At 70.1% G+C, this 14,060-nt stretch carries 12 protein-coding genes; all 12 read right to left on the bottom strand.

Annotation, left to right across the window (positions count from 1 at the left end; translation table 11 throughout):
• Positions 1–114 precede the first annotated feature (114 nt).
• Positions 115–312 carry a DUF6126 family protein gene (locus AB0O76_RS43135; protein ID WP_365503182.1) on the bottom strand — a complete coding sequence of 66 codons (198 nt, stop codon included), beginning with the start codon at positions 310–312 and terminating at the stop codon, positions 115–117.
• Entirely contained in the window at positions 309–950 is a 642-nt protein-coding gene (locus AB0O76_RS43130; protein ID WP_365503179.1) for an XRE family transcriptional regulator, read from the bottom strand. The genes AB0O76_RS43135 and AB0O76_RS43130 overlap by 4 nt, the downstream gene beginning before the upstream one ends.
• Before the next feature lie 100 nt (positions 951–1,050).
• On the bottom strand, positions 1,051–2,436 hold the full coding sequence (locus tag AB0O76_RS43125) for an aspartate aminotransferase family protein (protein WP_365503176.1): 1,386 nt from the start codon (positions 2,434–2,436) through the stop codon (positions 1,051–1,053).
• The gene (dxs, locus tag AB0O76_RS43120) at positions 2,433–4,313 is read right to left on the bottom strand and encodes a 1-deoxy-D-xylulose-5-phosphate synthase (protein ID WP_365503173.1); all 1,881 of its coding nucleotides are present in this window, start codon (positions 4,311–4,313) and stop codon (positions 2,433–2,435) included. Before dxs ends, AB0O76_RS43125 begins: the two co-directional genes overlap by 4 nt.
• Positions 4,314–4,336: 23 nt before the next feature.
• Positions 4,337–5,503: a flavodoxin-dependent (E)-4-hydroxy-3-methylbut-2-enyl-diphosphate synthase gene (ispG, locus tag AB0O76_RS43115; RefSeq protein ID WP_365503170.1), complete on the bottom strand. Its 1,167-nt coding sequence runs from the start codon at positions 5,501–5,503 to the stop codon at positions 4,337–4,339.
• Positions 5,504–5,507: 4 nt separating this feature from the next.
• Entirely contained in the window at positions 5,508–6,530 is a 1,023-nt protein-coding gene (gene hpnH, locus AB0O76_RS43110) for an adenosyl-hopene transferase HpnH (protein ID WP_365503167.1), read from the bottom strand.
• Positions 6,531–6,535: 5 nt separating this feature from the next.
• Positions 6,536–7,186 (bottom strand): 1-hydroxy-2-methyl-2-butenyl 4-diphosphate reductase, encoded by a 651-nt coding sequence (locus tag AB0O76_RS43105; protein ID WP_365503164.1) that lies wholly within the window; start codon positions 7,184–7,186, stop codon positions 6,536–6,538.
• Positions 7,186–9,201 (bottom strand): squalene--hopene cyclase, encoded by a 2,016-nt coding sequence (gene shc / locus AB0O76_RS43100; RefSeq protein WP_365503161.1) that lies wholly within the window; start codon positions 9,199–9,201, stop codon positions 7,186–7,188. The genes AB0O76_RS43105 and shc overlap by 1 nt, the downstream gene beginning before the upstream one ends.
• Before the next feature lie 134 nt (positions 9,202–9,335).
• A complete protein-coding gene (locus tag AB0O76_RS43095) occupies positions 9,336–10,466 on the bottom strand; it encodes a polyprenyl synthetase family protein (protein WP_365503158.1) in 1,131 nt (376 codons plus the stop codon).
• On the bottom strand, positions 10,463–11,842 hold the full coding sequence (gene hpnE / locus AB0O76_RS43090; protein ID WP_365503155.1) for a hydroxysqualene dehydroxylase HpnE: 1,380 nt from the start codon (positions 11,840–11,842) through the stop codon (positions 10,463–10,465). Before hpnE ends, AB0O76_RS43095 begins: the two co-directional genes overlap by 4 nt.
• Before the next feature lie 73 nt (positions 11,843–11,915).
• Positions 11,916–12,866, bottom strand: a complete 951-nt coding sequence (gene hpnD, locus AB0O76_RS43085; RefSeq protein ID WP_365503152.1) for a presqualene diphosphate synthase HpnD — start codon at positions 12,864–12,866, stop codon at positions 11,916–11,918.
• A complete protein-coding gene (hpnC, locus tag AB0O76_RS43080) occupies positions 12,863–13,759 on the bottom strand; it encodes a squalene synthase HpnC (protein WP_365503149.1) in 897 nt (298 codons plus the stop codon). The genes hpnD and hpnC overlap by 4 nt, the downstream gene beginning before the upstream one ends.
• Between the last annotated feature and the right edge of the window lie 301 nt (positions 13,760–14,060).

Genomic DNA, 14,060 nt, shown 5'->3' with positions numbered 1-14,060 from the left:
CCTCCGCCTTGCAGCTGCACGCACCAGGGCCCGCTCGGCCCTGCTGAACCGGCACCCGGCGCGAAGACCGGCCCGACCCATCGGACAGGCCCTAGCCCTAACGGGTTTCCTCCCCTACTGGTTCTGCGCGCCCAGCGAGAAGAGCAGGTAGATGAAGGCCGCGAAGAGGTGGCCGACCGCGACGTAGACGATCAGCCGCACCCAGAGTCCCCGCGGGAACTTCTCCTCCATGGACATGGCCTTGCGGGCCGGCTGCTCCTGGCCCGGCTGATCCTGCTCCTGGTCCGGCTGCTGCGCTTCAGGTTCCGTCATCGCGGGTCTCCCGGGGTGGGGCTGTGCGCGGTCCCGCCGAGGCACAGTGCGGTGGCGGGACTCTGCAGCAGGGTGTGGACGAAGAGAAGATCGGCACCGTGGTGGTCCGCGGCGGCGATCCGGTGCGGGGTCAGCGAGTCGAAGTGCGCGCTGTCCCCGGGCTCGAGGGTGTACGTGGCGTCGCCGAGCCGCAGCCGAAGGCGCCCCTTCAGGACGTACAGCCACTCCTCGCCGGGATGGACGCGCACGATGTCGCCCTGCGCGCCGTGCGGCACATGCACCCGCAGCGCCTGCATGCCGCGCGCCGGTGCGCCGGCCTGCCAGTAGGTCCAGCCGCCCGCACGGGTCGGCTCCATGTCGGCGGCGCGGACGATGGCATCCCGGTCCGCGGGGGTCTCGCCGAGGAGCTCCGAGACCGTCGTACCGTAGGTGCGGGCTAGCGCGAGCAGCATCGGCAGCGACGGCTGGCGCTGCCCGGTCTCCAGGCGGGAGAGATGGGCGGGCGAGAGCCCGGCGGTGCGGGCCGCGGCCTCCAGCGTGAGGGCGGCACGTCGTCGCAGGTCACGCAGTTGCGGCGCGACGGCGGGCAGCGGTTCGGCGGCCTCGGGGTCGACCGGCTCCGGCTCGGCAGGGCTCATACGTTGATTGAGCCAGGCCCTTACCTCTGAGGCAACTTTCTTGCCCCAGAGGCAAAAGCCTCGCATCCGGCCCGAGAGCCAGCGGCGGAAGGCGGCGTGATCAGCGCGTTTGCAGAGACTGCTTCACCAGCGTCCGACCGAAGTCCCACATCAGCCCGCCGCCACTGTGCGCCTCGTCCATCACCGCGGTGAAGGCGTCGACGAACCGGTCCACCTCGCGCTCCCCGATGATCAGCGGCGGGATCAGCTTGATGACCTCCAGATGGTCGCCGGAGACCTGCGTGAGGATGCGGTGCTTCTGCAGCAGCGGCACGACCACCATCTGCGCGAACAGACCCTTGCGCGCCGCCTGCAACATCGTCCAACGCCCGCGCAGCTTCAGGGACTTGGGCCGCCCGAACTCGATGCCGATCATGAGGCCGCGGCCGCGCACCTCGCTCAGGAGCTCATAGCGGTCGACGAGCGCGGCGAGCCGGCTCTTGAGCAGCTCCCCCGTCACCCGGGCGTTCTCGACGACCTTCTCCTGGTCCATGACGGAAAGCACCGCGAGCCCGGCGGCCATCGCCTGTGCGTTGGAGCCGAAGCTCGCCGAGTGCACGAGCACCCGGTCCATGGACGAGAAGACCTTCTTGAAGATCCAGTCCTTGCCGAGCGTCGCGCCGACCGGCACATAGCCGCCCGAGAGCGCCTTCGCGACGCACACCAGGTCCGGCTCGACCCCCTCCTCGTGCTGGTACGCGTAGAAGTCGCCGGTCCTGCCGAGGCCGGTCTGCACCTCGTCGGCGATGAGCAGCGCCTTGTGCCGGTGCAGCAACTCCTGTGCTGCGCGCAGATATCCGGGCGGCGTCTCGTGCACGCCCTTGCCCTGGATGGGCTCCAGGATGAGCCCGGCCACGTCGCCCCGCTTCAGCTCCTTCGCCAGGGCGTCCAGATCGCCGAGCGGAATCGCCGTGTCGGGCAGCAGCGGCGCGAAGCCGTCCCGGAAGCCGCTCTCGCCGTTGACCGATAGCGATCCTGTGGTCAGGCCGTGGAAGGCGTGCGTGCAGTAGAGCACCCGCGGCTTCCCGGTCGCGTACCGCGCGAACTTCAGCGCCGTCTCGACGGCCTCCGTACCGCTGTTGCCGAAGAACACCCGATCCAAGTGCGGGCTGTACGTGAGGAGTTGCTCGGCGAGCAGGCCGGGCAGCGGCTGGCAGTCGAAGCGCGTCAGATCGGCGAGCGAGGCGTCAAGGACGTCGTGCAGCGCCTTGCGGACCACGGGGTGGTGCCGGCCGAGCCCCATCACGCCGAAGCCCGCGAGCATGTCGAGGTAGTCGTCACCGTCCGCGTCCCAGAAGTACGCGCCCTCGGCCCGTTCGTAGACCTTGTCGAAGCCGATGGTGTGCAGCATCCGCGGCAGCTGGTGGTTCAGGTGCCGCGCATGCAGGTCGTAGCGCTCGGCGCCCCGCTCGGCGAGGAGTCTGCCGAGGTCGAACTCCTTGGTCATCCGTCCTTCTCCTTGGCTGCCAGCGTGGCGCTGATCCGCCCCGCGATCTCCACCGGCGTGAGCCCGAGGTCCGCGAGCACCTCGCCCCGCTTGGCGTGCGCCAGGAACTGCTCGGGGATGCCGAACCGCCGTACGGGTACGTCGACTTCGGCCTCGCCGAGCGCCAGCGCCACCGCGGCGCCGACGCCCGCCGCCCGGCTGTTGTCCTCGACGACCCCCACGACCCGGTGCCGCGCGGCGAGCCCCGGCAGCTCGGCGTCGACCGGCTTGACCCAGCGCGGGTCGACCACGGTGCAGCCGAGACCCCGCTCCCGCAGCAGCTCGGCGGCCTGCAGGCAGACGGGCGCCATCACGCCGACCGACACCAAAAGGACTTCCGCGTCCGGGTCCTTGGCCAGCACGTCCATGCCGCCGATCCGGTCGACGGCGGGTATCGCGGGCCCCACGGACTCCTTGGGGAAGCGCAGGAGCGTGGGCGCGTCGTCGACACTGACCGCCTCCCGCAGCTGCGCCCGCAGTTGGTCGGCGTCGCGCGGCGCCGCGATCCGCAGCCCCGGCACAACTTGCAGGATCGACATGTCCCACATGCCGTTGTGGGACGCACCGTCGACGCCCGTGACCCCGGCCCGGTCCAGGACGAAGGTGACCCCGCACTCGTGCAGCGCCACGTCCATCAGGAGCTGGTCGAAAGCCCGGTTGAGGAAGGTGGCGTAGACCGCGACGACGGGGTGAAGGCCCCCGGTCGCGAGCCCGGCCGCCGACACCGTGGCGTGCTGCTCGGCGATCCCGACGTCCCACACCCGGTCGGGGTACGCCTCGGCGAACTTCGAAAGGCCGACCGGTCCGAGCATCGCCGCCGTGATCGCCACGACGTCCTGGCGCTCGGCCCCGATGCGGACGATCTCGTCGCCGAACACCGAGGTCCAGGAAGGCCCGTTGGAGGGTGCGAGCGGCTCGCAGGTCAGCGGGTCCATCACGCCGACGGTGTGGAAGCGGTCCGCCTCGTCGGCGAGCGCCGGTTCGTAGCCGCGCCCCTTCTCGGTGAGGCAGTGGATCAGTACGGGGCCGTGGAAGCGTTTCGCACGTCGCAGCGCCGACTCGACGGCGCCGACGTCGTGCCCGTCGATCGGCCCGACGTACTTGAGCCCCAGGTCCTCGAACATCCCCTGCGGCGCGAAGGCGTCCTTGAAGCCCTTCTTGGCGCCGTGCAACGACTCGTACACGGTGTGCCCGATGACGGGAGTGCGCTGGAGTATGTCCTTGCCCCAGGCGAGCACCCGCTCATAGCTGTCGGTCGTACGCAGCGTGGCGAGGTGGTTCGCGAGGCCACCGATCGTCGGGGCGTACGAGCGCTCGTTGTCGTTCACGACGATGATCAGCGGCCGGTCCTTCGCGGCCGCGATGTTGTTGAGCGCCTCCCACGCCATGCCGCCGGTGAGCGCGCCGTCCCCGATGACGGCGACCACATGCCCGCGCTCGCCGAGCACCTGGCGCGCCTTGGCCAGGCCGTCGGCCCAGCCGAGCGCGGTGGACGCGTGGCTGTTCTCGACGATGTCGTGCTCGGACTCGGCGCGCGAGGGGTAGCCGGAGAGGCCGCCCTTGCCGCGCAGCTTGGAGAAGTCCTGTCGGCCGGTGAGCAGTTTGTGTACGTAGCTCTGGTGGCCGGTGTCCCAGACGATGCGGTCGACCGGCGACTCGAAGACCCGGTGGAGGGCGATGGAGAGTTCCACCACCCCTAGGTTGGGCCCGAGATGGCCGCCGGTTCTGGCGACCGCGTGCACCAGGAACTCCCGGATCTCTTCGGCCAGTTCGTCGAGCTCGGCCTCGGTCAGCGCCTTCAGATCGCGCGGCCCCCGAATGGTGTCCAGAATGGTCATGCTCGGGCCCCCTCTCTGGTTGTTCAGCTCACGGTGACGGCGGGCACCCCTGAGGCGATGCCGTCGTCCTCCATCTGTTCGGCGATCTTCATCGCCTCTTCGATGAGGGTCTCCACGATCTTCGACTCGGGCACGGTCTTGATGACCTCGCCCTTGACGAAGATCTGCCCCTTGCCATTGCCGGACGCGACACCGAGATCCGCCTCACGGGCCTCCCCAGGACCGTTCACGACACACCCCATGACGGCGACGCGCAGCGGCACCTCCATGCCGTCGAGGCCCGCAGTGACCTCGTCGGCCAGCTTGTACACGTCCACCTGCGCCCGCCCGCAGGACGGGCAGGAGACGATCTCCAGGCGCCGTTGGCGCAGGTTCAGCGACTCCAGGATCTGGATGCCGACCTTGACCTCCTCGGCGGGCGGCGCGGACAGCGAGACCCGGATGGTGTCGCCGATGCCCTCGCTCAGCAATGCCCCGAAGGCGACCGCCGACTTGATCGTGCCCTGGAAGGCCGGACCGGCCTCCGTCACACCGAGGTGCAGCGGATAGTCGCAGGCGGCGGCCAGCTGCCGGTAGGCGTTGACCATCACGACCGGGTCGTTGTGCTTGACCGAGATCTTGATGTCCCGGAAGTCGTGCTCCTCGAAGAGGGACGCCTCCCAGAGGGCCGACTCGACGAGCGCCTCGGGGGTCGCCTTGCCGTACTTCTTAAGAAGGCGCGCATCCAGGGAGCCCGCATTGACACCGATGCGGATCGGCGTGCCCGTCTCCTTCGCGGCCCGCGCGATCTCCGCGACCTTGTCGTCGAACTGCTTGATGTTGCCGGGGTTCACACGCACCGCCGCACACCCGGCGTCGATCGCCGCGAACACGTACTTCGGCTGGAAGTGGATGTCGGCGATCACCGGGATCTGCGACTTCCGCGCGATCGTCGCCAGCGCGTCCGCATCGTCCTGCGTCGGGCAGGCGACCCGCACGATCTGGCAGCCGGACGCCGTCAGCTCGGCGATCTGCTGCAACGTCGCCCCGATGTCGGACGTACGCGTCGTCGTCATCGACTGCACCGACACCGGTGCGCCGCCCCCCACGGCCACCGGCCCGACCTCGATGCGCCGCGCGACGCGGCGCTCCGAGATCGGCCGGACCGGCAGCTCGGGAAGGCCCAGCGAGACGGGCGTTCCAGGGGTCATGACGTCACCCGCGGTTTCCGGAGACCGTCTCACGGGCGGCGCGGAGGGACTCCTTGAGGGAGCCCATGGTGGCGAGGACGGCGGTCGGTTCGTAGCCGCAGTGCGCCATGCAGTTGGCGCAGCGCGGGTCCTTGCCGCGGCCGTACTTGCTCCAGTCGGTCTCCTCGATGAGCTCCTTGTACGTGGGGACGTACCCGTCGCTCATCAGATAGCAGGGACGCTGCCAGCCGAAGAGCGAGTAGTTCGGGATCGCCCACGCGGTGCAGGAGAAGTCCGCCTTGCCCTCAAGGAAGTCCAGGAAGAGCGGCGAGTGGTTGAGCCGCCAGCGCCGCCGGTTGCCGCCGGCGAAAGCCTTCTTGAAGAGTTCGCGGGTCTGCTCGACGCCCAGGAAGTGCTCCTGGTCCGGCGCCTTCTCGTAGGCGTAGGCGGGCGACAGCATCATCTCGTCGACCTGCAGCTCGTCATTGAGGAAGTTGAGGACCTCGATGATGTTCTGCGGCGTGTCGTTGCTGAAGAAGGTGGAGTTCGTGGTCACCCGGAAACCTTGTTTCTTGGCTTCCTTGATGGCCTCCACCGCCTCGTCGAACACGCCCTCCTTCGCGACGGATTCGTCGTGCCGCTCCCGCATTCCGTCGATGTGCACGGCGAACGCGAAGTACGGGGAAGGCGTGAACTTCTTCAGCTTCTTGCGCAGCAGCATGGCGTTGGTGCAGAGGAAGACGTACTTCTTCTTCGCCACCAACTGCCGCACGATCTCGTCGATGTGAGGGTGCATCAGCGGTTCACCACCGGCGATGGACACCATCGGCGCACCGGATTCGAGCACCGCGCCCACGGCCTGGGCCACCGGCATACGCTGCTTGAGCACTCCGGCCGGGTGCTGGATCTTTCCGCATCCCTCGCACGCGAGATTGCACGCGAAAAGCGGCTCCAACTCGACGATCAGCGGGAACTTCTCCCGCTTGCGCAGCTTCTGTTCAAAGAGATATGTCGCGACCTTGACGGTCTGGCGCAGCGGCATGGCCATCTGGCTCACCTCCGGGGGAGCAAAGAAGAACGGTGCCATTCGAAGAAAGCGGGAAGCACGGCGCGAAGAACGCGGAAAGCTGATATTCCACCGCGCACCGTGCCGATGCGGACCAGTTCGTACTGTGGGGCGTCAACGACCACCCGGACGGCGGCAACGGGCCTCTCTCCGGCCCGCACCGCGCTGAACAGCGTCGCGGCGGACTCCATGTCCACCGCGATCGCGCCCGTGGCCAGCAGGTCGGCGCGTTCGTGCCCGCGGACCACGTGATCGGAGCCGATGAGCGGGCCGGTGTGCACGGTGCGTCCCGGCACGGCCCGCACGAGCTCCTTGACCAGGAGATCGGTTCCGACGCAAGGGGTGCGGCCGTGCGCGGACCGGGTCTCCTCGGCGACGACCAGGTCACCGGGGTGCATGCCCGGGGCGAGCCCGGCGCAGAAGCCGGTGGCCACCACCGCCGCGTCGCACAGCGACTCCTTGCCGAGCGCACCGGTGACGGCCCGCTCGGCGTTCTTGGGGCCCATGCCCGTACGGAGCACGGTGACCCGTCCATGGGAGCCGCCGCGTTCGCCCGTGCGCAGGGCGAGATGCTCGATGCCGAGCGCGCAGGCGATCAGCAGCGGTGCGGGGTCCGGACGGGCCGGGGCTTTGGCCATCAGCTCCCCTTGCCGGACAACTCGCCGGACAACCCCGCGAACGGGTCCCCGTTGACGTACCTGCCGAGCGCGGTGAGCGGGAAGACCTGCCGGTACAGGTGGTAGTTGATCGAGAAGTCCCAGGGGAATCCGGTGCCGGTGAAGTACGGCTCGTCCCAGGAGCCGTCGGGCAGCTGGGTCTCGGCGAGAAAGGCGATGCCCCGCTCCGCGGCCTTGCCGTCGCGCTCACCGGCCGCGAGCAGCGCGAGCAGCGCCCAGGCGGTCTGCGACGCGGTGGAGGCGCCGTGACCCCGCCACTCCTCGTAGCGGTAGGAGCGCAGGTCCTCGCCCCAGCCGCCGTCGTCGTTCTGCACCGACTCCAGCCAGCCGACGGCGCGGCGGATCGCCGGGTGCGAGCCCGGCAGTCCTGCGGCGGTGAGCGCGGGCACCACAGACCCGGTCCCGTATACGTAGTTGACGCCCCAGCGGCCGAACCAGGAGCCGTCCGCCTCCTGTTCGGCGAGCAGCCACTCAATGCCCCGGCGGGTACGCGGATCGTGGGCCTTGCCCTCGACGGCGAGCATCTCGACGACGTGTCCGGTGACGTCGGCGGACGGCGGGTCGATGACCTCGCCGAAGTCGCAGAACGGAAGCCGGTTGGGGAACGGGCTGGTGTTGTCGGCGTCGAAGGCGGCCCAGGCGCCGTTCCTGGACTGCATGCCGAGGTTCCAGCGCATGCCCCGGCCGATCGCGTTCTCCAGGCGTGCGCGGTCGGGGTGCTCGACCCGGCGCAGGGCCAGGATGACCTCGGCGGTGTCGTCGATGTCCGGGTAGTTGTCGTTGTGGAACTCGAACGCCCAGCCGCCGGGGGCCAGTCGGGGCCTGCGCACGGCCCAGTCGCCGGGGCGCACGATCTCCTCGCCGAGCATCCAGTCGGCGGCCTTGACCAGCTGCGGATGGTCGGCGGGCACGCCCGCGTCGGCGAGTGCGATGGTCGCGAGGCAGGTGTCCCAGACCGGCGACTGGCACGCCTCGATCATCCGGGCGCCGTCCTCGCGCCAGACGGCGAACCGGTCGAGCGAGGCGAGCCCCGCCTTCAGGACCGGGTGCTCCAGGTCGTAGCCGAGCAGGTGCAGCGCGATGACCGAGTAGACCGCAGGCGGCTGGATGCCGCCCCAGCAGCCGTCGTTCTCCTGCCGTTCGATGATCCAGCGAGCGGCACTGTTCATCGCGGCCTTGCGCACCGGGCGCGGGGCGACCTTGTGGTACAGGTGCAGCGCCTTGTCCAGGCGCTGGAAGACACCGTCCCAACTCGCCATGGGCGCAAGGGGCTTGCCCGGGTTCGGCCGGCGCGCGTCGCTGTGCAGTTCGTCCAGCGGGAACGGCGCGGGCCGGACGGGGCGCTTGGCGGAGACGATCGTGAGCGGCACTATCGTCTGCCGGGCCCAGCACCCGAAGTCGTAGATGTTGAGCGGGAACCACTTGGGGAAGTAGATGAGTTCCGGCGGGAGTTCGGGCAGGTCGTCCCACTTCCACCAGCCGAACAGGGCGAGCCAGATGCGGGTGAAGACCCGGCTCGCGGCGATGCCGCCCTGGTCCCGGATCCACGCGGAGGCCTTCGCCATGTGCGGATCGTCCGGGTCGTCCCCGGCGAGCCGCAGCGCGACGTACGCCTCGACGGTGGTGGAGAGTTCACCGGGTCCGCCGTGGAAGGTGGCCCAGGCCCCGTCGTCGCGCTGCTCGCCGCGGATGAAGAGCGCGGCCGCGCGCGTGGTCCGCTCGTCCCGGATCCCCAGGAACTGCCGGAGCAGCAGGTCCTCGGCGTCCATCGTCACGTTCGTTTCGAGGTCGCCCTTCCACCAGCCCTGGGTGTCCTGCTGGGAGAGCAGGAAATCGGTGGAGCGTTGTATGGCGCGCGTGGCGGCGTCGAGCGCTCCTGCCGTCGCGGCGGTCGTGTCAGTAGTGTCGGTGGGATGGCTGGCCGAGGCTGCGCGGGGCGTCACCGCTCCGGTGCTTCCGTCGGTCGTCGCTGTCATGGCTTCCCCTTCGTGCAGTGCGGTGAATACGTCTGCTGTGGGTCCGCCGTCGGCCGACGCGAAGCGCCGGCCGGCGACTGCCTGGGGGTCTGGGGGTCACCCCCCAGAAGGCCCGTATATCCGCGCGATAGTGATCATCTCTTTCGTACGACGACGAAGTCGGCGAGCGCGACGAGCTGCGCCCGTACACGGTCCGGCATCTGGATGGTGTCCAGCGCCTCGATGGCGATGGCGTGCTGGCGCCTGGCCTCCTCGGCGGTCCACTCGCGGCCGCCCGCCTGCTCGATCAGGGCGGCGCGCGCGGCGAACTCCGCCTCGGAGAAGCTCTCGAAGTCATTGCTCTTGGCGTCGGCGGCGAGCAGCTCGGCGAGCTGCTCGGACGCGGCTCCGCCCGCGGCGAGCGCGGCGACGACCGGCAGTGACTTCTTGCGCTGGCGAAGGTCGCTCCAGGTCTGCTTCCCGGTGGCCTCCGGGTCGCCCCAGATGCCGAGCAGATCGTCCACGGCCTGGAAGGCGAGGCCGAGGTGGTAGCCGTACTTCTCCAGGGTGTCGGCGGTGTGGTCGTCGGCGCCGCCGAGGACCGCGCCGATGGAGACCGCGCAGGCGAGCAGGGCGCCGGTCTTGTTGCCCTCCATCTCCAGGCACTCCTCGACGGTGACCCGCTCGCGGTGCTCGTAGGAGATGTCCTGCGCCTGGCCGTCGATCAGCGCGCGGGTTGCGGTGGTCAGGCGGCGCGTGGCGCGGCCCGCCTCGACGGTGCCGAGCTCCAGGAGGATCTCGTTGGCGAGCGCGAAGAGGGCGTCGCCGACGAGGATCGCCTGGGCCGGGCCGTGCACCTTCCACACCGTGTCGCGGTGGCGGCGCTGCTCGTCGCCGTCCATCAGGTCGTCGTGCAGCAACGAGAAGTTGTGTACGAGCTCGACGGCGACCGCTCCGGGGATGCCGACCTCGGGCGCGGCGCCCGCGGCCTCGGCGGAGAGCAGGGCGAGCGCGGGGCGCACGGCCTTTCCGCCGTCGCCGTCGGCCGGGTTGCCCTCGGCGTCGATCCAGCCGAAGTGGTAGGCGGCGACGGTGTCCATGGGCGGCGCAAGGCGGTCCACGGCAGACCGCAGCACCGGGGTGGCCAGCGTCCTTCCGCGCTCGAGCAGTGAGGTCACGTCCACCGTGTCGGCAGCCGATTCGGCCGAGGGCACAGTCGGCACAGTCTCTCCTCTTGTTCCGGTGCTTGATTCCCGGGGACCTGACCCCAGAAGGTCTAGCTTCACGCGGCCTCCTCTACGTCGAAGAGGTGGTCCCGTGGGCGGTCGAGTGTGGAGAGAGCGGCCCGGGCGGCACTGATGCCACTGCGGACGGCGCTCTCCATGGTCGCGGGCCACCCTGTGGCGGTCCACGCCCCGGCCAGGTACAGGCCGGGAGCCTTGGTGCGAGCACCGGGCCGCAGCCGGCCCACGCCGGGAGTCGGCGCGAAGGTCGCCGTGCGCTCCCGAGTCACGAAGAAGTCCCGTACGTCGGCGCCGTGCGCGGCGGGAAGCAGCCGCTCGAGCTCCGGCAGATAGCGCTCGCGCAGCGCGGCGACCGGCGCGTCGATCTCGTCCTGGGCCGCGGACTGGGAGAGCGCCAGATACTGGCCGTCCCGCAGTCCCGAGGCGTCGGTCCGGTCGAAAACCCACTGCACGGGCGAGCCGATGGCCGCGAAGAAGGGCCGCTTGAGCACCTTCCGGTCGTACACGACATGGATGTTGAGGATCGGCGCCGCGTCGATGTCGAGCAGCCGGTCGGGTTCGTCGAGCACGCCGTCCGGCAGCAGATCGTGGGTCTCGGCCTGCGGCACGGCGAGCACGACGGTGTCGGCGTCGAGCGTCTCGCCGGGAACTTCGACCCGCCAACCCCCGTTCTCCGTACGGGAGATGGAGGTGACGCGTGTCCTCAGTTCGGTTCGTACGCCCGCGGAGTCGAGCGCCTTGCGGGCGAGCGTGTCATGGAGATCACCGAGGGGCACGCGTGCCCAGCCGATGTCGGCGGCGCCGGGTTCGGAGAGCAGCCCGGTCTTGAACACCATCGCGGCAAGGCCCAGCGAGGAGTCCCCCGCGACGGCGTTGAGCGTGGCCACACCGACGAGGTCCCACAGGGCCTCGATCGCGCGCGCCGACTGACCGTGCCTGGCGAGCCAGCTGCCGAAGTCCTGGCCGTCCAGCTGGGGGTCGGCCGGGTCGAGTCCCTTGAGGGCGAGCGCCGCGCGCCCCACCTTGGCGCGCTCGGCGAGCGACAGATGCGGATACGTGGCCAGGCTCGCCGCGAGGTGCAGCGGCACGGGCAGCGCGGTGCGCCGAAGCCGTCCGAGCCGGTTCCGGTCCGCGTCGAGCACCGGCACGTCGAGACGTTCCTGCAGGGGCGCGAGGGCCGTGGCTTCGACGCGGTCGAGGAACCAGCGGTAGGCGGTGCAGCAGCGCAGATAGACGTGCTGGCCGTTGTCGACGGTCAGGTCGCCGCGCTTGAAGGAGAAGGCGAGCCCGCCGAGCCGCGGCCGCCCTTCGAGCAGTGTCACGCTCAGCCCCGCGTCGGCGAGGGACAGCGCCGCGGTGATGCCGGCCAGACCGCCGCCGATCACCACGGCGGCGCCCCGGCTCTCGTCGTCGTTCATGCGCTTTCCCCCTTGACCGTTGAAGTCTGGGACGCCGGGCCGGTGCGGAGGGTTGCCCGCCGGTTGCGGAGCATCACGTACGCCTCCTGACGGTCTGTCGGGAGATGGTGCGTGCGTCGAGACCGGAGAGACCGCGCACGGCGACGTACGCCTTCTCACGGCCCGGCAGCGAGACACGGCCACGCAGGACCGCCTCCGGCTCCCGCTCGATGCGGTCGAGAAGCCGCCGGTAGATGCCCGCCATGGCAGCGACGCAGGCACCGCTGCGCCGGTCGAGCATGGGAAGCAGCCGGTACCCCTCGGCGAAGAGCGCCCGCGCCCTGCGCACCTCGAAGTGCACGAGCCCGGCGAAGTCGGAACCGGCGGGCGGCTCGGAGCCCGAGAACCCGGCGGAGCAGCCGAACTTGGCGAGGTCGTCGGCGGGCAGATAGCTGCGGCCGCCCTCCGCGTCCTCGCGAACGTCCCTGAGGATGTTGGTGAGTTGGAGCGCGAGGCCGAGCGTGTCGGCATACTCCGGCGCGCGCTCGGCGTGGAGCGCCCCCCGCTCCGTACCGAACACGCCGAGGGAGAGCCGCCCGATGGCCCCCGCCACACAGCGGCAGTAGACCTTAAGGTCCTCCCACGTCTCGTACGTCTCACCGCGCACATCCATCAGGACGCCGTCGATCAGCTCGTCTAGACCGCCGAGCGGGATCGGGAAGTGCGTCGCCGCGTGCGCGAGCGCGACGGCGACCGGGTCGGTGTCGTCCTCGTCCACGTCACCGGCCTGGATGCGGGCGAGCAGGGCCCGCGTCTCGTCGAGCCGCTCGGCCTTGACGTCCGGCGCGAGCGCGCCGTCGCCGATGTCGTCAACCCGCCGCGACAGCGCGTAGAGCGCCGACATCGCGCGGCGCTTGGGCAACGGCAGCAGCCTGATGCCGTAAGCGAAATTGCGTGCTTGCTGCCCGGTGACGGCCTCGCAGTAGGAATACGCGGCGAGTACCGGCGCGGACACGTTCGGGCCTGACTCCACGGTCCGGCTCACCCCTCTCCTCGCAGAACCGCTCCCACCTCACGCAGCAAACGGAGCTTGGTGGGCTTCGGCGGACCAGGAAGTACGTCGTATCCGGCGACGGCGATCGCCGAGACCGCCGCCCTCCCCCCTGCCACGAACCCAGCGAGCAGCACCTTCAGCCGCCCGTGGACGCTACCCACCAGGGGGGTGCCTTCATTCAGGAGGCAGCGGGCGCGTTCTGCTTCATATGCAACCAGTGCGCGCACCGACGCGCCTGCTGTCGGTGCGGCCAGATCTCGCTTCTGGACATGAAAACGCTTCATGTCCTCGGCGGGCAGGTAGATGCGGCCCTGGCCCAGGTCCTCGGCCACGTCCTGGAGGTGCTCGACGATCTGGAGCGCGGTGCATACGGCGTCCGAGCGGCGGACGCGCTCGGGCGTCTCGGTGCCGGTGATGCCGAGGACGAGGCGGCCCACGGGGTTCGCGGACAGTTCGCAGTAGGCCAGAAGATCGTCGTACGTCTCGTAGCGCCCGACGAGCTGGTCCTGGCGGTTGGCCGCGATCAGGCCGAGAAAGGGCTCCGGGGTGAGACCGCAGCGGCGCACGGTGGGCTGCAGCGCCCGCAGCAGGGGGTGACTCGGAGTGGAATCGAAGACGCGGTGCAGGTCGGCCTCGAAGGCGTCCAGGAGGAGCAGCCTGTCCTCGGCGGCCTCGGGGTCCACGCCCAGGTAGCGTGCGTCGGCGCCGCCGGGTGCCAGGTCGCCGTCGCCGATGTCGTCGACGAGGCGGGCGTAGCCGTACACGGCCATCAGGTCGTCGCGCCAGGCGCGGGGCAGGAAGAAGGGCGCCACCGGGAAGTTCTCGTCCGCGGCCTTCTCGAGGACGGCGGATGCGTCGCGTAGCTGGAGATCATCCGTAGCCATTGCCGTCACATCTCCCGTTCTACACTGCCGACCCAATACATCCTATTTCGGACACGCCGCCCGGCCCTCCGTGAGGCAGGCCGTGCACTGAGCCGGGGCGCCGCGCGATATCGCCCCACTTGCCGCGAATCAGCACCGGTACAGCTTACGTTGTACAACGCGGCGTGCATCGTCGGGGTGTTCTGCGCATCACAACAACACACCGATTGGCCCCAATCTTCCCTGGGCGCCAGTGACTTGAGTTGTCCACCGGTGCGGTCGAAGACTCATGACGCAGCAGGGCCCCACCGGGTTGAGTCCG

Origin of the sequence: Streptomyces sp. NPDC086554, assembly GCF_040686095.1 — a bacterium.
In the GTDB taxonomy this organism is placed as follows: Bacteria; Actinomycetota; Actinomycetes; order Streptomycetales; family Streptomycetaceae; genus Streptomyces.
Note: the sequence above shows the minus strand (reverse complement) of the source record. Positions and strands in the feature narration are given on the sequence as shown.